Raw genomic sequence first — 18749 nt, 5'->3', positions numbered from 1 at the left:
AAATGTCTGTGAAAAGAATACTCAAGATCCATAGAAACAGCTTCAGCCAGGTCTTCCCCGATCCGGAAATACATGATTATGCCGGGTGTCGTAAACAGTATCTACAATCTCACCCTTATCAGTATTCTGATGAAACTCCACATGTCCGTTCCATGCTGACAGCAAAAACGCCTGACTATTGAAATTTAATCTGAAGTAATAATCCGACACCTGATCCTTTGTTTCATTCGAAACAGTAAAATCAACTGTATATGCCTGAAAATTGTGTTCATCTATTCCTTCATTGTTCAGATCAAATGCTTTCGACCAGGTGCTTTCACGGGTAGAAGCAGATATACCTACTCCGTTTTCAAGAGGCTCTTTCTTTGTAAACAATTCCGTGCCTGATATAGATAAATCATGTTTTCTGGAATTATAGGAATCTGTCTTTATAATACTTCCAAGCAAAACCACCATTGCAATGGCAAATGTCACTGCAAACCTCAATGCAATGTTTTTCGGTATATCATTTCTTTTCATTTAATCTACTCCGGAATAACTTAAAACCAATAAAGTTTTACCAATGCCACATGGAGTTCCGATATTTTCATAAAACCAGACTCCATGCCCCTACGGCAAGGTTGTCATCCCATTTCCCCCCACTATAATCTAAACTTATTTAATTATCTTATATATAAATAGCCATTTCAAGTATTTCCGCGAGTTAAATTCCTCTATTTATGTCCTTTGCAGGGTGTACACTTTATGGACACCCTCTAAACTTTAGAGATCAAAAAAAAAATAACAGGCAGAAAACATCCGCCTGTTATTAGGTCTCACAAGAGTGCGATTATTCAGTTTTAGTTTACCGACTCCGCCACGGCTTCAGTGGACTCTGCGGCAGCGGCAGTTCCGCTTTCTGCGGCAGTTTCACTTTCAGTGGAGGTTTCGCTCTCAGCAGCAGTTTCACTTTCAGCAGCGGTATCCGTCTCGGTGGTTGTAACAACCTCAGTTCCCGCCACTTCTATAAGTGACACCTGACTGTCTATTTTTTCCTGACTGTCAGTGTAGATACGTCCGCTCTGGAATGCATCATATATTACCGCAAGACGTTCATCACTTGAGATTGCCTGAAGAAGCTTTGAATTGCTGCTGTTAATAAGCTCCTGAACCTCTTCATGGCCTCTCACATATTCATTGACAAACTTCGTCTGGTCAGAAGTAAGATTCTCAATGATTTCAAACTGGTTCTGATCATTTACCTTTACATAGCAGTACATGATTCCGGGAGCTGCTGTCTCTACTCTCCTGAACTTAACATCATAGGTAACAAATACAAGCTTTGAATTTTCTTCAAGAGCCTTTACCGCAAACTGTTTTATGTTCGTATATCCCTCTATATATCCGGACTGAGTCTGCAGCTGTGACTGAAGAAGTGCTTTCTGCTCTTCAGTCTGATTTGTGACTCCGGTAAGTTCATAGAGCTTGTCCACATCTGCCTGCAGTCTCGCATCAAAATACTGCTGGAAGAAAGAAGTAAGATACTCATCATAGTACTCTCTTACTATTGTAGGGTCTTCTGTTTCCTTCTCGGTTTCGGTCTCCTGAACAGCTACTGTTTCCGCAACAACCGTTTCTTTAACCGCTGCTGTTTCTACGGCTTCCGCAGGATCCTTATCTACCGCGACAATTATGATCATTAGTATGACAACAATAACCGGTATGGTGATGAGCCCTCTGAGCTCTTCCATATTCAGGGCCCCAGCTCTGTGCATCGCTGTCTGGCGACGTCCAACTCTTCTACGCTCCGCGACCTCTTCGACGGGATTTTCTTTCAGTGCCTTGTTTACGTCATCAAGGTCTTTAAGCTTTTTATCCATTAGTTAATGCTCCATCCGCTCCGTAATAGTATCCACCGACTATGCTGTTCTCAACTCTGGCTCCATCTCTGTCGATGTAATAGTACTTGCCATCAACTGTGATAAGTCCCGGTCCCTGAAGCTCTCCGCTTGCAAGACTAAAGTAATACCACTTGCCAAGTATCTGCTTCCAGCCCTTAGACATCTTTGCATCGGCCCCTACATATCTCCATTTCTGATTTGACTCAAGAACCCATGTATTCACTTCAAGGTAACCTGAAGGATTGAAATGATAAAATTCTCCGTCAATTTCCTTCCATGTGCTGACAGGATATGTTCCGTCAGGATTCAGATACCACATACCGTTGTTCTCAAACTGCCATCCGTCATGGGCATAGGTATTGGCAACTACTTTCATACTGTTCACAACACTTGATGAAGAGCTGTACACACCGTTAGTAGTCGGATTCATGGCAGTAGGATCTGACAATGTTGTCAAACCTGTGTTTGCAAGATTTCCTGCTGTAGGCCCCCATGTCATGGTATTGTATGTTGTGCCGTTTAAGTTGTAGGAAGCATTACCGCCGGTATAGTTTTGTGTATATACAACCGTAGATGTTCCGCCTGATCCGGTTCCTTTTCCTACATCCTCAGACTTTACTGTTACTGTGTCAGTTTTTTCTGACCAGTCATGCCACTTATTGTTTACATCTCTTGCTCTTACTCTTGCACGGAAATATCCTTTCTGAGTAACCGTGACATCAACCGAAGTTTCATCAGAATCGGTGGTTATGGTCTTATAAGTAGTATCATTTCCAGTACTGGAACTGCTCTTCTTTAAAATCTGGACCTGATACTTATCAACTCCGTCAAAGTCCGGTTCTGACCATGAAACCGTGATATCCGCTCCGCTGCTTTCAATGCTTACACCTGAAGGTGCATCACCGGCAAATGCTGACAAAGTTAAGGTCATAGACATAACAGCCGCCATTATGATTGCTCTGCTAAAGATCTTCATTTGATCCCCCTTTTTAATATATATCATCAAAATAAAGTATTTAAGATTCTATGCCGCCGTAATAAAGGCATAATCATACATCTATATTTTACAATATGGCTCTTGAAGAAAAAAGTGTCAAAGGGCGTTGATTTTTAACATAAGCTTAGCATTTTATATCATTTTAATGAAGATTATAATTTTTAAAAAAGAAGCACCGAGACGAATCTCAGTGCTTCTTTTAACTATATCATATTAATACGGAATAGTAAGAATTACTCTGTGATAGAAACAACTCTTCCTGATCCTACAGTTCTACCACCCTCACGGATAGCGAAACGAAGACCCTCTTCCATAGCTACAGGGTGAATAAGCTCAACGCTCATCTCTGTGTTATCACCAGGCATGCACATCTCTGTACCCTCTGGAAGGTGGCAAACACCTGTAACGTCAGTTGTTCTGAAATAGAACTGAGGTCTGTAGTTTGTGAAGAAAGGAGTATGACGTCCACCTTCATCCTTTGTAAGAACGTAAACCTGAGCCTGGAACTTGCTGTGGCACTTTACAGAACCTGGCTTACAAAGAACCTGACCTCTCTCGATCTGGTCACGGTTGATACCACGAAGGAGAAGACCTACGTTATCACCAGCCTCAGCATCATCAAGAGTCTTACGGAACATCTCGATACCTGTTACGACTGTCTTCTGAGTCTCCTCAGAGATACCTACTATTTCTACTTCATCGTTAAGGTGAAGAACACCACGCTCTACACGGCCTGTAGCAACTGTACCACGACCTGTGATTGTGAATACGTCCTCAACTGGCATAAGGAAAGGCTTATCTGTCTCACGAGCAGGAGCTGGGATATAAGAATCAACCTGAGCCATGAGCTCAAGAATCTTGTCGCCCCACTCAGACTTAGGATCCTCAAGTGCCTTAAGAGCTGAACCACGGATAACTGGAATTTCATCGCCTGGGAACTCGTACTCGTTAAGAAGGTCTCTAACCTCCATCTCAACGAGCTCAAGAAGCTCATCATCATCAACCATATCGCACTTGTTAAGGAATACAACGATAGCAGGAACACCTACCTGACGAGCAAGAAGGATGTGCTCTCTTGTCTGAGCCATAACACCATCAGTAGCAGCAACAACGAGGATAGCACCATCCATCTGTGCAGCACCAGTGATCATGTTCTTTACATAGTCAGCGTGGCCAGGACAGTCAACGTGAGCATAGTGACGGTTCTCTGTCTCGTACTCAACGTGTGCAGAGTTGATAGTGATTCCTCTTTCTCTCTCCTCTGGTGCCTTATCGATCTGATCGAAAGGAACAGCTGGATCAAGTCCAAGTCTGTCAGCGAGAACTGCTGTGATAGCAGCTGTAAGAGTTGTTTTACCATGGTCAACGTGACCGATAGTACCGATGTTAACATGTGGCTTAGTTCTTTCGAAATGTGCCTTTGCCATTTTTTAAATCCCTCCTGGAAAATGTAATACAACGAAAATCATGTCAAGCACCATGCATGCGCTCGCATGCTCCGTGCAGTACATACTGCAAAACTGCTCAGAGTATCCTCTAAGCAATCAGCAAACATGATTTTAACATTGAAATATTATTTTATCAAGTATTTTTGGGCATCAGATTGGTTTCTGAGCCCAAAAATACTGACTTTTTTTGATTTTTTAGAAGAAGTGGTAATTACTTACCGTTTCTCTCCTTGAGAACAGCGTCCTGAACGCTCTTAGGGCACTTCTCATAGTGATCAAAGAACATTGAGTAGTTTGCACGACCCTGTGTCTTTGAACGAAGGTCTGTTGCGTATCCGAACATCTCAGCAAGAGGAACGAAACCGTTAACCTGCTTACCTGATGGGATGTCCTCCATGCTCTCGATACGTCCACGACGAGAGTTTACATCGCCGATAACGTTACCCATGTACTCCTCAGGAGTTACGATCTCAACCTTCATGATAGGCTCAAGAAGAACTGGATCTGCCTTCTCCATAGCTGTCTTGAATGCGATAGAACCTGCGAACTCGAATGCACGCTCGTTAGAATCGACATCATGGTATGAACCGTCGTAAACATTAGCGTGAATACCAAGAACCGGATATCCTGCGAGGATACCTGACTGAGCAGCGTTTCTGATACCCTTTTCGATAGCAGGGATGTACTCCTTAGGGATAGATCCGCCGACAACAGTTGACTCAAACTTGAAGGTCTCTTCAGCGTTTGCGTCCATAGGCTCGAACTTAACCTTACAGTCACCGTACATACCTGAACCACCGGACTGGTGAACATAACGGCCCTGTACATCAACAGCCTTAGTAAATGTCTCCTTATAAGCAACCTGAGGAGCACCTACGTTTGCTTCTACATGGAACTCACGGAGAAGACGATCAACGATGATCTCAAGGTGAAGCTCACCCATACCTGAGATAATTGTCTGACCTGTCTCTTCATCAGTTCTTACACGGAATGTAGGATCCTCTTCAGCAAGCTTTGCAAGAGCGTCTGTCATCTTACCCTGTGAAGCCTTGGTCTTAGGCTCGATAGCAACAGAGATAACAGGCTCAGGGAATTCCATAGACTCAAGAATGATAGGATGCTGATCATCACAGATAGTATCACCTGTTGTTGTAGTCTTGAAACCTACAGCAGCTGCGATATCACCTGAGAATACCTCATCAAGCTCCTGTCTCTTGTTAGCGTGCATCTGGAGAAGACGTCCAACTCTCTCCTTCTTATCCTTTGTAGAGTTCAGGCAGTAAGAACCTGTCTTAAGTGTACCTGAATATACACGGAAGTATGCAAGCTTTCCTACGAATGGATCAGTCATGATCTTGAATGCAAGAGCTGAGAATGGAGCCTCATCAGATGAAGGTCTTGAATCCTCATTGCCGTCCAGATCTGTACCTGTAACATCAGGAACATCTGTAGGAGCAGGAAGATAATCGATAACAGCATCAAGAAGCTTCTGAACGCCCTTGTTTCTGTAAGCTGTACCGCAGAGACATGGAATAGCGTCACCTGCAATAGTAGCCTTACGAAGAGCCTTCTTCATTTCCTCGATAGTGAGCTCTTCACCCTCGAGATACTTCTCCATAAGCTCCTCATCAAGCTCAGCGATCTGCTCTACCATCTTTGTGTGGTACTCTTCAGCCTGATCAGCCATATCAGCAGGAACATCAGTAATCTCGATGTCCTCGCCCTTATCATCCTTATAGTAGTAAGCCTTCATCTCCATAAGGTCGATGAGACCTACGTATGTGTCTTCACGTCCGATAGGAATCTGAACCATAACGCAGTTCTTACCAAGACGATCAACGATTGTCTGAACAGAATGGAAGAAATCTGCACCTACGATATCCATCTTGTTGATGAATGCCATTCTAGGTACGTGATATGTATCAGCCTGTCTCCAAACGTTCTCTGACTGTGGCTCTACACCTGATTTAGCATCAAATACACCTACAGCACCATCAAGAACTCTAAGTGAACGCTCAACCTCAACAGTGAAGTCTACGTGACCCGGAGTATCGATAATGTTGATTCTGTACTCTGGAGCACCAGGAATCTTCTTATGCTCAAATTCCTGTGTCCAGTGACAGGTTGTAGCAGCGGATGTGATAGTGATACCACGCTCCTGCTCCTGCTCCATCCAGTCCATTGTTGCTGTACCTTCATGTGTATCACCGATCTTGTGATTAACACCTGTATAGAAGAGGATACGCTCTGTCAGTGTAGTCTTACCGGCATCGATATGTGCCATAATACCAATATTTCTTGTATGATCAAGTGAATATTCTCTGGTAGCCAAAGTGTTTCCCTCCTATTAGAATCTGTAGTGCGCGAATGCCTTGTTAGCCTCAGCCATTCTATGCATCTCTTCCTTACGCTTTACAGCTGCACCGGTGTTGTTTGCAGCATCCATGATCTCGTTAGCGAGTCTCTCAGCCTGAGTCTTCTCAGATCTCTTACGTGAGAACTCTGTAAGCCAACGAAGGCCAAGTGTCTGACGTCTCTCAGGCTTAACCTCCATAGGTACCTGATATGTGGCACCACCGATACGCTTAGCCTTAACTTCAAGAACAGGCATGATGTTGTTCATAGCCTCTTCAAATACTTCTGTAGCTTCCTTGCCGCTCTTCTCTGCGACAATTTCGAATGCACCATAAACGATCTTCTGTGCAACACCCTTCTTACCATCAAGCATGATGGAGTTAACAAGCTTTGTTACAATCTTTGAATTGTACATTGGGTCTGCGAGAACGTCTCTGTGCAGAGTATGTCCTTTACGTGGCACGTTACTTCCCTCCTTAAAAATTTGTTTTTAGATCATCGGTACTCTACGCAACTGCTACCTAATGTAGTGTTTTGCGAGTTCATGCGGACAAGGACACATCTATTATATAAATAATGAGTTCCATTATCCGTCATTTTAACCATGTCTTTGTTACTTAATGTGGTAAGAAATTACTTCTTAGCCTTAGGTCTCTTTGCACCGTACTTTGAACGAGCCTGCATTCTGTTTGCTACGCCGGCTGTATCCAGTGTTCCACGGATGATATGGTATCTTGTACCAGGAAGATCCTTAACACGGCCGCCACGAATCATAACAACAGAGTGCTCCTGCAGGTTGTGTCCCTCTCCTGGAATGTATGATGTAACTTCGAAACCGTTTGAAAGTCTTACTCTGGCGATCTTACGAAGAGCTGAGTTAGGCTTCTTAGGTGTAGCTGTCTTAACAGCTGTACATACACCACGCTTCTGAGGAGCGGAAATGTTAGTTGCCACCTTCTTTAAAGAGTTGAATCCTTTCTGAAGTGCAGGTGCGGTAGACTTCTTCTTCTGAGAAGTTCTGCCCTTTCTTACTAACTGGTTAAATGTAGGCATTTGGTTCTCCTTTCGTTAGGTTTATATGATGTATATTTTTGACCCTGAAATATCGAAACAGGACACGCTTTTACGCATGCTTTGATACTATACTTCAAGCGGTTTTTGTTGTCAATCGAATTTATATATTTTTTACAGAGCTGCTGGGACTGCATGGACAGTTTTGCATTGCTATGTGTACTCGCGATCTTTTCCTTTTCTATATATAAAAGTATTGATTGCTCCGTGCTTCGCACTCTCGCAATCAAAAAAGCAGGTATTCGGAAATCGCTCCACTCGCTTTGCTCGCGTAGCTTTTTTCCTCATACCTGCTTTGGTTTCGCTATGCCCACACGAGCAGGCAAGCAAGCTTGCCGCTCGGTGGTCGCAGCGAAACACTTTTACAGTACATTATTCTTCTGGTTTTCGATTCTGTGACGGGCTGCGATTCTCTCTACGCCTTCAGCATCGATGTCGAATGCCTCATCAGGTGTGAAGAGCTGCTCTGTCTCATCCTCGATATCTTCCATATCCTGTGAAAGTTCAACGTTTCTGTAACGCTTCATACCTGTACCTGCAGGAATGAGCTTACCGATAATAACGTTCTCCTTAAGTCCAACGAGGTTATCTCTCTTTCCGTTGATGGCAGCCTCGGTAAGAACCTTGGTTGTCTCCTGGAAGGAAGCAGCTGACAGGAAGGAATCTGTTGCAAGAGATGCCTTGGTGATACCAAGCATGATTCTTGTTCCATCTGCAGGCTTCTTACCCTCTGCTATAAGTCTCTCGTTCTCATCCTCGAAGTCAAGACGGTCAACAGTTGTGCCCGGGATAAAGTTTGAATCACCGGACTCGTTGATACGTTCCTTCTTCATCATCTGATGAACGATCATCTCGATATGTCTATCCTGGATCTCAACACCCTGCAGACGGTATACTCTCTGAACTTCAGAGATCATGTAATCCTGTACTGCCTTTGTGCCCTTGATCTTCAGGAGATCATGAGGATTGATTGAACCCTCTGTAAGTACATCACCGGCCTCAAGAGCCTGACCGTTCTGTACCTTAAGTCTTGAACCGTAAGGAATAAGGTATGTCTTTGACTGTGCACTCTGTGCGTCTGTAACAACAACCTCTCTCTTCTTGGCTGTTTCCTTGATTTCAACCACACCGGGGATCTCTGTAAGGATTGCAAGACCCTTTGGCTTACGAGCTTCGAAAAGCTCCTCGACTCTGGGAAGACCCTGTGTGATATCTCCACCGGCTACACCACCGGTATGGAAGGTTCTCATGGTAAGCTGTGTACCAGGCTCACCGATTGACTGAGCAGCGATGATACCAACTGCCTCACCGATCTGAACAGGCTGTCCGGTTGCAAGGTTAGAACCGTAACACTTAGCACATACACCGTTCTTTGAACGACATGTAAGGACTGTTCTGATCTTGACTGTCTTGCGTCCCATCTTGTTAAGAGCATTGATAACACGTGGTGCACGCTTAGGTGTAACCATGTGATCAGCCTTAACGATAACCTTTCCTGTCTCAGGATCAGTTATATCCTCAGCGATGTAACGGCCTGTGATACGATCCTGAAGGGACTCGATCTTCTCCTGACCATCAGAAAGCTCTGAAATCTCAAGGAAAGGAATCTTGTCCTTATCAGCTGCACAGTCAAGTTCGCGGATAATGAGATCCTGTGTAACGTCAACCATTCGACGTGTAAGGTAACCGGAATCGGCTGTACGAAGAGCTGTATCTGAAAGTCCCTTACGAGCACCGTGTGCGGAAATGAAGTACTCCAGTACGTCAAGACCTTCACGGAAGTTTGACTTGATAGGGAGCTCGATGGTACGTCCTGTTGTATCTGCCATGAGTCCACGCATACCTGCGAGCTGCTTGATCTGCTTATCAGATCCACGGGCTCCGGAATCCGCCATCATGAAGATGTTGTTGTACTTATCAAGACCGGACAAAAGATCATGTGTAAGCTGATCATCGGTCTTCTTCCATGTATCGATAACTTCCTGATATCTCTCTTCCTCAGTTACGAGACCACGTCTGTAGTTACGTGCGATCTTATCAACTGTCTTCTGAGCTTCATCAAGGAGCTGCTGTTTGGAAGCAGGCACTGTCATATCTGAAATTGAAACGGTCATAGCTGCGATGGTTGACTGACGGTAACCCATTGCCTTGATATCATCGAGGCTGAGTGCTGTCTGGGTTGCACCATGTACATCCATGATCTTTTCAAGAATCTTCTTAAGGTTCTTCTTCTTTACGATCTCATCGATCTCAGGAAGAATCTCGTTTCCAGGGATGGAACGATCTACAAATCCAAGATCCTGAGGAATGATCTCATTAAAGATAAGACGACCTACTGTAGTATTGATGACACCTTCAACGAGTCTCTCTGTGCCATCCTCATTCTTAAGAGCCTTCTTGATACGACACCTGATCCTTGTGTGCATGGTTATATAACCATTCTCCTTTGCAAGGATAGCCTCGTTAATGCTCTTGAAGAACATACCCTCGTTAGGCTCGCCCGGTCTCTCCTGTGTAATGTAGTAGATACCGAGTACCATATCCTGTGAAGGAACGGCAACAACACCACCATCTGAAGGCTTAAGGAGGTTGTTAGGAGCAAGAAGCATGAATCTGCACTCTGCCTGAGCCTCCTGTGTAAGCGGAAGGTGAATAGCCATCTGGTCTCCATCGAAGTCCGCGTTAAACGCAGCACATACGAGTGGGTGAAGTCTGATAGCCTTACCTTCTACAAGTGTAGGCTCGAAAGCCTGAATACCAAGTCTGTGAAGGGTCGGGGCACGGTTCAGCATAACCGGGTGGCCCTTGATGACACCCTCAAGGATGTCCCAAACCTGAGGATCAAGTCTCTCAACCATCTTCTTGGCATTTTTAATGTTATGAGCCTTACCTGTGTTTACAAGCTCCTTCATTACGAAAGGCTTGAAAAGCTCGAGAGCCATTTCCTTAGGAACACCGCACTGGTAGATCTTAAGGTCAGGTCCTACGACGATAACAGAACGTCCTGAGTAGTCAACACGCTTACCGAGAAGGTTCTGTCTGAAACGTCCCTGCTTACCCTTTAACATATCTGAAAGTGACTTCAGAGCTCTGTTTCCGGGACCTGTTACAGGGCGTCCGCGACGGCCGTTATCGATAAGAGCATCAACAGCCTCCTGAAGCATACGCTTCTCGTTACGAACGATGATCTCAGGCGCGCCAAGCTCGAGAAGACGGGCAAGACGATTGTTTCTGTTAATGATTCTTCTGTAAAGATCGTTAAGATCGGATGTAGCAAATCTTCCACCGTCAAGCTGTACCATAGGGCGAAGATCAGGCGGGATAACAGGAAGCTGTGTAAGGATCATCCACTCAGGAAGGTTTCCTGATGAACGGAATGCCTCTACAACCTCAAGTCTCTTAACGATTCTTGTTCTCTTCTGACCGGAAGCATTGTCAAGCTCCTGACGGAGTTCTGCGTATTCCTTCTCAAGGTCGATACCTCGAAGAAGCTCAAGAACAGCCTCGGCGCCCATTCCTGCACGGAATGAGCCGTAGCCGTACTGCTCAACAGCATCTCTGTACTCCTTCTCGGAGAGGACCTGCTTGTACTCAAGCTGAGTCTCGCCCTTGTCAAGTACGATATAGCTTGCGAAGTAGAGAACTCTCTCAAGGATACGTGGGCTGATATCAAGTATCAGACCCATTCTTGAAGGAATACCCTTGAAGTACCAGATATGAGAAACAGGAGCTGCAAGAGCGATATGTCCCATTCTCTCACGTCTTACGGAGGACTTTGTTACCTCAACACCGCAGCGGTCACATACAACACCCTTATAACGGATCTTCTTGTACTTTCCGCAGTGGCACTCCCAGTCTTTAACCGGTCCAAAAATACGCTCACAGAAAAGTCCGTCCTTCTCAGGCTTCAGAGTTCTGTAGTTGATAGTCTCAGGCTTTTTAACTTCGCCGTGAGACCACTCCAGAATCTTCTCCGGAGAGGCAAGGCCGATCTTGATTGAATCAAACTGAACAGGCTCATTTATTTTATCAAGCTGTGCCATGTATTCCTCCTAATTATTCATCATCACCGTCCGAGAAATCATCAGACTCGGAAACGGCGTCACTCTCTGCAAAATAATCATCAGATGAAGGCTCTTCATCATAATCATCATCTACAAGGTCAGCTGCGATGGCATTCTCAAGCTCATCATCTTCACTAAAAAGCTCAACGCCCTGTGCAGCTGCCACAGCATCGTCAGCATTAACAAGCTCACCGTTCTTGAATTCCTGAGTCTCATAACCATACTGGCCATAATTCTCATTCTTCTCGTAGCGGCTGTCTCCGCCGGAAAGCAGACGGTGCATATCCTGATTTGCATCATAGAGCTCTTCCTTGATCTCGATCTCGTTCTGATTTTCATCAAGAACACGTACATCAAGACAAAGGGCCTCAAGCTCCTTCAGCATAACCTTAAAGGACTCAGGAACACCCGGAGCAGGGATATTCTGTCCCTTGATAATAGCCTCGTAGGTCTTAACACGTCCTGTAACGTCATCGGACTTCATGGTCAGGATCTCCTGAAGAGTATAAGCTGCGCCATACGCCTCGAGGGCCCAAACCTCCATCTCTCCGAAACGCTGTCCACCGAACTGCGCCTTACCACCGAGAGGCTGCTGTGTAACCAGTGAGTACGGTCCTGTTGAACGGGCATGGATCTTATCATCTACAAGGTGGTGAAGTTTCAGGTAGTGCATGAATCCGATAGATGTCTTGCCATCAAACGGAAGACCTGTACGGCCGTCACGAAGCTGAACCTTACCATCTGTTCCGATAGGAACGCCCTTCCACTCAGCTCTGTGATCGAGATGAGCGCCCAGGTACTCATATACTTCAGGGTCAAGCTCATCCTTGTGCAACTCAGAGAACTCTTCCCATGACTTATTTACGTAATCGTTTGCAAGAATAAGGGTCTGACGGATATCAGGCTCAGTAGCACCATCAAAGATAGGTGTTGAAACATCGATACCCAGAACCTTTGCAGCAAGAGAAAGGTGTAACTCCAGGACCTGACCGATATTCATTCGGGAAGGAACGCCGAGAGGGTTAAGTACGATGTCAAGAGGACGACCGTTTGGAAGATACGGAAGATCTTCTACAGGAAGAACTCTTGAGCATACACCCTTGTTACCGTGACGACCGGCCATCTTATCACCGACACCGATCTTTCTCTTCTGTGCTATATAAATACGAACTGACTCTGAAACTCCCGGAGCAAGCTCGTCTGAATTTTCTCTTGTAAATACCTTGGCATCTACAACCACACCATAAGCACCGTGAGGAAGCTTAAGTGATGTATCACGAACCTCACGTGCCTTCTCACCGAAGATGGCACGAAGAAGTCTTTCCTCTGCAGTAAGCTCTGTCTCTCCCTTAGGAGTAACCTTACCTACAAGGATATCACCGGCACGAACCTCGGCACCGATACGGATGATTCCGCGCTCATCAAGATTCTTGAGAGCATCCTCACCTACGCCCGGAACGTCTGCAGTGATCTCTTCAGGTCCAAGCTTTGTATCACGAGCCTCGCACTCGTACTCTTCAATATGAATAGATGTATAAACATCATTCTGAACCAGCTTCTCTGAAAGGAGAACCGCATCCTCGTAATTGTAACCTTCCCAGGTCATGAAACCGATGAGAGGATTCTTTCCCAGTGCAATCTCACCCTGACATGTTGAAGGACCGTCAGCGATAACATCGCCGGCCTTAACATGATCGCCTGCAAAAACGATAGGCTTCTGGTTGTAGCAGTTTGACTGGTTGGATCTCATGAACTTGGTGAGCTTGTACTCATCCACAGTTCCGTCCGAATCACGACGGACAACGATCCTGTTGGAAGCTGAAATCTCAACAACACCATCGTACTTTGCAACGCAGCATACACCTGAGTCTACAGCTGCCTTTGCAGAGATACCTGTATCGACTGCTGCTCTCTCGGTAACCATAAGAGGCACGGCCTGGCGCTGCATGTTTGATCCCATGAGGGCACGGTTCGCGTCATCGTTCTGAAGGAACGGAATCATGGATGTAGCAACTGAGAATACCATCTTAGGTGATACGTCCATAAGATCAATTGAAGCCTTAGGGAATGCCTGTGTAGCCTCTCTGAAACGGCCGGAAACATTGTCATGAACAAAGTGTCCTTCTGCGTCAAGGGGCTCATTCGCCTGAGCAACTACATAGTTATCCTCTTCGTCTGCCGCAAGGTACTCAACTTCCTTTGTAACCTTTGGATTCTTAGGATCTTCCTTGTTTACCTTACGGTAAGGAGACTCAATAAATCCGTACTCATTGATACGAGCGTATGATGCAAGAGAGTTGATAAGACCGATGTTAGGTCCCTCAGGTGTCTCGATAGGGCACATACGTCCATAGTGTGTATAGTGTACGTCTCGAACCTCGAATCCGGCACGGTCTCTTGAAAGACCACCAGGTCCAAGGGCTGAAAGTCTACGCTTGTGAGTAAGTTCTGACAGAGGGTTGTTCTGATCCATGAACTGTGAAAGCTGTGATGAACCGAAGAACTCCTTAACAGAAGCTGTAACAGGCTTAATGTTTATAAGGCTCTGAGGTGTGATCTGATCGATATCCTGAGTTGCCATACGCTCACGAACAACTCTTTCCATACGTGAAAGACCGATACGGTACTGATTCTGGAGAAGTTCTCCGACAGCACGTATACGACGGTTTCCGAGATGGTCGATATCATCCTTTGTACCGATCTCCTCCTCGAGGTGCATGCAGTAGTTTATGGAAGCAAAAATGTCTTCCTTAGTGATGTGCTTCGGAACAAGCTCATGCATGTTTCTCATGATAGCGATACGAAGAGCTCTCTGATCGTCAGCATGCTCATCCATGAGTCTCTTGAGCTCAGGATAATAAACCAACTCATCAGGCTTGTCCTGATCAACGATAGCCTGCTTCTCAGAAACGGAAAGGCCATCCCAAAGCTTCTTCTCTGCATCCGCACTGAGCAGTGAGTTTGTACGGTCAGCCTGCTTCTGGAAATACTCTCTTACATGCTCGTACTCCTTGGCCTCATCGTAATCAATATCCGCAGCATCGAATGTAACGTACTTGTCAAGATTTACTTCCAGAGCTGAAAGAACCTTTACCTTACGTGTAGGACCATCGATCCAAACGTATGGTACTGCTGCGTCCTGAATCTCAACTGCCTTTGCATAAGAGATCTGCTCGCCGGCAACTGCGATAACCTCGCCTGTCTCATTATCAACAACATCCTCAGCAAGGGTGTGTCCCTTGATTCGGTTCTTGAAGTGAAGCTTCTTGTTGAACTTATAACGTCCAACCTTAGCAAGATCGTAACGGCGCGGGTCGAAGAACATACCATTAAGAAGAGAACTTGCGGAATCTACCGAAAGAGGCTCACCCGGTCTTATCTTTCTGTAAAGTTCAAGAAGACCGCCCTCATAGTTCTGTGCCTCAGGCTGTTCCTTTTCGAAGGATGCGATGAGCTTTGGCTCTTCACCGAAAAGTTCAATGATATCAGCATTGTTACCGATACCAAGGGCACGAATAAATACGGAAACAGGAACCTTACGGGTTCTGTCTACACGTACGAAAAATACATCATTGGAATCGGTCTCGTACTCGATCCATGCACCACGGTTAGGAATAACCGTACATGAATAAAGCTCCTTACCGATCTTATCATGGTCTAAACCATAGTAGATACCCGGAGAACGAACGAGCTGTGAAACGATAACTCGCTCTGCACCGTTAATAACAAATGAGCCTGTATCTGTCATCAGAGGCAGATCGCCCATAAATATCTCATGTTCATTGACCTCATCCTTATCCTTATTGATAAGACGAACCTTCACCTTAAGAGGGGCAGCATATGTAGCATCTCGCTCCTTGCACTCCTCAATAGAATACTTCTTCTCACCCTCGCAGAGCTTGTAGCCTACGAATTCAAGGGAAAGGTGTCCAGCAAAATCCTGGATCGGAGAGATGTCATCAAATGCCTCGCGGAGGCCGTCTGAAAGGAACCACTTGTAGGAATCCTTCTGGACTTCAATCAGGTTTGGCATCTCAAGCACTTCTTCGTGCTGCGCAAATGTCATTCTGACGTTCTTGCCGTTTTTAACGACACGCATCTTGCTTTTTTCCATTGACCGTTCACCCCATTGCGGGTTGACACCCGCTTGATCGTTGTGATTCATAGAAAGATGTGGATTTTCTCAAAATGTGCATTCATCGTTACGAGCATTGTATTTCGATGTATCAACATTTCAATGAATCTGGTTATATGTTGCTAATATTTTGCAAGCCAAAAAATGGGCGCACTGAGCCCACGACTCCAAAATAAGTAAAAGCTATTCTAGCTCATAACATATCCCCAGTCAATAGTCTGTATGCATTTTTAAAAATAAATTTTGTAATAAAATCCCTTAAATTCTGTGACACTATTGTGACACTATCAATGTTAATCTATGTACATAAAACAAAAGAACATAAAAATTCTTAGTTTTTCAGACAAGCCCATTAAGTGCTTCGGCATTTAAATAAACAAATCTCATAATTACTTCCTTTCAAAAACTTCCGTCTCACTGCAATGGGACGGAAGTTTTTTGGTATATGATCTGTATAAGTCCTGCTCATTGCTCCGCTATCACTCTCGCAATGCTACAGAAATCTTGAATCAGCGCTATTGCTCTACTTCTCGATTTCTGTTGTCGTATCAGATGTCTATGCATACTTGCAAGTTATCTCGCAGTATACATAGACGCCTGATACTGGTCTTATACACTAAAAAGGGTCTCCAAAGTTGTTTGGGGTCTGACTTCAATGGGGGCTAACATTGGGGTCAATGTTTAGGGTCTAACTTTGGGGTCTGAGATTGGGGTCTGAAATACGTTTTTTAATTAAATTTATAAGAAGAGAAGATCTCTGTTTTTAGAGACCTCCTCTTCTTTTTGGCGTCTTGCGCCCACTACCTCCCGGATCTATCATTGGATTTGCTCAAAAATTCAATAAACAGGAGGTTACATGAACAGTATAACAGACTTACTGGATCTTGAAGATAATGATGTCACCATTACTGATATCACTGTCGAAGGAGCCACTAAATTAATCACCTTGGAAACTTCTGCAAAGCAGTCTTTCTGTCCTTTGTGCGGTTTCCGTATGCACTCGCGAGGTATCAGGACTCGTAAGGTACTTCACCCTATTCTCCAGGACGGTTATTCCCTTATCTTACTATTAAAGCAGCGCCGCTGGAGATGCATCAATAATGACTGTCGGTTTGAAACAAATGAAAATTTTAAATTTGTTGATAAAAACCGCCGTCAAAGCAACGCTACTGACATGCTCATTGTTCACGCTTTTCGTGATCTGAACGAAACATCTGCATCCATCGCAAAGCGTTTCAACACTTCAGATACTCACGTTAACGAAATATTTGATCGTTACGTAAAGCTGGATCGACTTGAATTGACTGACATCATTTCTATAGATGAAGTTCACACAGAAATAGAAAGTGATTGTAAATACGCTCTTGTAATTCAGGACTTCCATACCGGGGATCCCATAGATATCTTAAAAAGCCGCAAATCATCTATTACCGAGCCTTACTTTTCCAACATCCCTATCGAAGAACGTAAGAGAGTAAAGTACCTGATATCAGACATGTACAACCCCTACATTAGATTTGTTGATAAGTATTTTCCTAATGCTGTCTCCGTTGTGGATTCTTTTCATGTAATCCAATGGATGAACAATGGCATTGATAAATACTTTAGACAACTCCTGAAGAAGTATCGAGATCGGGATAGGGAGCGCTTCTTAAGCTCTCTTCAGTCGGATACCGTTATCCCTGACAGAATTTATCCGCCTTTATCCGATGAAGTATATCTGCTTTCCAAATACCGTTTTCTCGTTTTATCCAACCAGGCAAACATAACCTACCATTCCGATACCAGGTACGATAAGCACTTTCATCGCCTTATGAATACTTATGACTATGAAGATGCTCTTTTTAAGATCGATCCACATCTGCGATCGCTTCGTGATTTAAAAGAACTCTACATTCAGTTTAACACCCATTATGCAGGAGATGTCCTTAATGCCGGAACCGAGCTTGATAAGCTCATTAAGCTGTACGGATCCTGCGAAGAAAAGATCTTTCGGGATTTCTCTCATACTCTTAAAAACTTTCGGGATCCTATACTTAATTCCTTTGTCATGGCTCAGAAAAATGGCCCTTGCGGTCTTTATGATTCAAGATTATCCAATGGACCTATAGAATCCCTTAACAGAAAGGTAAAGGACTTAAAACGCGCGGGCAGAGGATACAAAAACTTCGAGCATTTCAGGAACAGATTTCTCTATGCAACGAGGAACCGTCCTGTACTTAATGGAACAGATTCATCCATACAGATACACAACTATGAAGATGATGATGAATACATTGATTAAAACAGCTTTGGAGGATAATCAGACATGGATAAAAATGAAAAGTATAGTGTTATCGAGCCCGATGACTACGATTGTTTCGAAAATTGTGGAACAATAAATAGCTTATGCTTACTGATTGATAAACTGGTAAAGAATCAGCAATACCTCGAACTTCAGTGCATAGGTCTTCGCTATGAGTTAAGTAAATATCTCAGTCCCGAGCATGGCGAATTTCTAAAAGAAGATATCCTTTCCGCTCTGGGGGATCGTTATGACGGAGAATCGGCTTATGAGCTGTATAAAAATCTACTTTACAGAGGTCATGATCCTATGGCTTCAAGGAAATGGATACGTGAGGTTGAAAAAGCAAGCCGAGGTGATGGAGAGACTTGGTTCTGATCAATAGCAGCCCCCAATCTCAGACCCCACAGTCAGACCCCAAAGTTAAACCCCAATAAAAAGGCATGATAAAAGGGTCAGACCCCACTGTCTGACCCTAAATAACTTTGGGAAACCCCACTAAACTTTGGAGATCC

General features: G+C 44.5%; 11 protein-coding genes. 2 read left to right on the top strand and 9 right to left on the bottom strand.

Annotated elements, in window-relative coordinates:
- Positions 1-42 precede the first annotated feature (42 nt).
- From T515_RS05655 to rpoB, 9 genes are all read right to left on the bottom strand, one after another.
- Complete coding sequence (locus T515_RS05655; RefSeq protein WP_036608690.1) at positions 43-519, bottom strand: hypothetical protein; 477 nt, start codon at positions 517-519, stop codon at positions 43-45.
- Positions 520-839: 320 nt separating this feature from the next.
- Positions 840-1859, bottom strand: a complete 1020-nt coding sequence (locus T515_RS05650) for a hypothetical protein (RefSeq protein WP_051671480.1) — start codon at positions 1857-1859, stop codon at positions 840-842.
- On the bottom strand, positions 1852-2856 hold the full coding sequence (locus tag T515_RS05645) for a fibronectin type III domain-containing protein (RefSeq protein WP_036608688.1): 1005 nt from the start codon (positions 2854-2856) through the stop codon (positions 1852-1854). Before T515_RS05645 ends, T515_RS05650 begins: the two co-directional genes overlap by 8 nt.
- A 254-nt stretch (positions 2857-3110) precedes the next feature.
- Positions 3111-4304 carry an elongation factor Tu gene (gene tuf / locus T515_RS05640; protein WP_036608686.1) on the bottom strand — a complete coding sequence of 398 codons (1194 nt, stop codon included), beginning with the start codon at positions 4302-4304 and terminating at the stop codon, positions 3111-3113.
- 232 nt (positions 4305-4536) lie between these two features.
- Positions 4537-6657, bottom strand: coding sequence for an elongation factor G (gene fusA, locus T515_RS05635; protein WP_036608685.1), 2121 nt, complete (start codon positions 6655-6657; stop codon positions 4537-4539).
- Between the two features lie 15 nt (positions 6658-6672).
- Positions 6673-7143: a 30S ribosomal protein S7 gene (gene rpsG / locus T515_RS05630; protein WP_036608683.1), complete on the bottom strand. Its 471-nt coding sequence runs from the start codon at positions 7141-7143 to the stop codon at positions 6673-6675.
- Positions 7144-7313: 170 nt separating this feature from the next.
- A complete protein-coding gene (gene rpsL / locus T515_RS05625) occupies positions 7314-7733 on the bottom strand; it encodes a 30S ribosomal protein S12 (protein WP_029200263.1) in 420 nt (139 codons plus the stop codon).
- Positions 7734-8113: 380 nt separating this feature from the next.
- Positions 8114-11794, bottom strand: a complete 3681-nt coding sequence (rpoC, locus tag T515_RS05620) for a DNA-directed RNA polymerase subunit beta' (RefSeq protein WP_051671479.1) — start codon at positions 11792-11794, stop codon at positions 8114-8116.
- 13 nt (positions 11795-11807) lie between these two features.
- Positions 11808-15929 carry a DNA-directed RNA polymerase subunit beta gene (gene rpoB / locus T515_RS05615; RefSeq protein WP_051671478.1) on the bottom strand — a complete coding sequence of 1374 codons (4122 nt, stop codon included), beginning with the start codon at positions 15927-15929 and terminating at the stop codon, positions 11808-11810.
- Between the two features lie 877 nt (positions 15930-16806).
- Here rpoB and T515_RS05610 point away from each other — a divergent pair.
- Positions 16807-18234 carry an ISL3 family transposase gene (locus T515_RS05610; protein ID WP_036608681.1) on the top strand — a complete coding sequence of 476 codons (1428 nt, stop codon included), beginning with the start codon at positions 16807-16809 and terminating at the stop codon, positions 18232-18234.
- Positions 18235-18258: 24 nt separating this feature from the next.
- Positions 18259-18612, top strand: a complete 354-nt coding sequence (locus tag T515_RS05605; RefSeq protein WP_036608680.1) for a hypothetical protein — start codon at positions 18259-18261, stop codon at positions 18610-18612.
- Positions 18613-18749: the final 137 nt, after the last annotated feature.

Origin of the sequence: Oribacterium sp. P6A1, assembly GCF_000702885.1 — a bacterium.
Classification (GTDB): Bacteria; Bacillota; Clostridia; order Lachnospirales; family Lachnospiraceae; genus Oribacterium.
This window is presented reverse-complemented; position numbering and strand designations above follow the sequence as displayed.

What these genes read in the sequence shown, in the direction of transcription:
- T515_RS05655 (WP_036608690.1), bottom strand. Translation starts at nt 519, where the DNA reads ATGAAAAGAAATGATATACCGAAAAACATTGCATTGAGGTTTGCAGTG.
- T515_RS05650 (WP_051671480.1), bottom strand. Translation starts at nt 1,859, where the DNA reads ATGGATAAAAAGCTTAAAGACCTTGATGACGTAAACAAGGCACTGAAA.
- T515_RS05645 (WP_036608688.1), bottom strand. Translation starts at nt 2,856, where the DNA reads ATGAAGATCTTTAGCAGAGCAATCATAATGGCGGCTGTTATGTCTATG.
- tuf (WP_036608686.1), bottom strand. Translation starts at nt 4,304, where the DNA reads ATGGCAAAGGCACATTTCGAAAGAACTAAGCCACATGTTAACATCGGT.
- rpsL (WP_029200263.1), bottom strand. Translation starts at nt 7,733, where the DNA reads ATGCCTACATTTAACCAGTTAGTAAGAAAGGGCAGAACTTCTCAGAAG.
- rpoC (WP_051671479.1), bottom strand. Translation starts at nt 11,794, where the DNA reads ATGGCACAGCTTGATAAAATAAATGAGCCTGTTCAGTTTGATTCAATC.
- rpoB (WP_051671478.1), bottom strand. Translation starts at nt 15,929, where the DNA reads ATGGAAAAAAGCAAGATGCGTGTCGTTAAAAACGGCAAGAACGTCAGA.
- T515_RS05610 (WP_036608681.1), top strand. Translation starts at nt 16,807, where the DNA reads ATGAACAGTATAACAGACTTACTGGATCTTGAAGATAATGATGTCACC.
- T515_RS05605 (WP_036608680.1), top strand. Translation starts at nt 18,259, where the DNA reads ATGGATAAAAATGAAAAGTATAGTGTTATCGAGCCCGATGACTACGAT.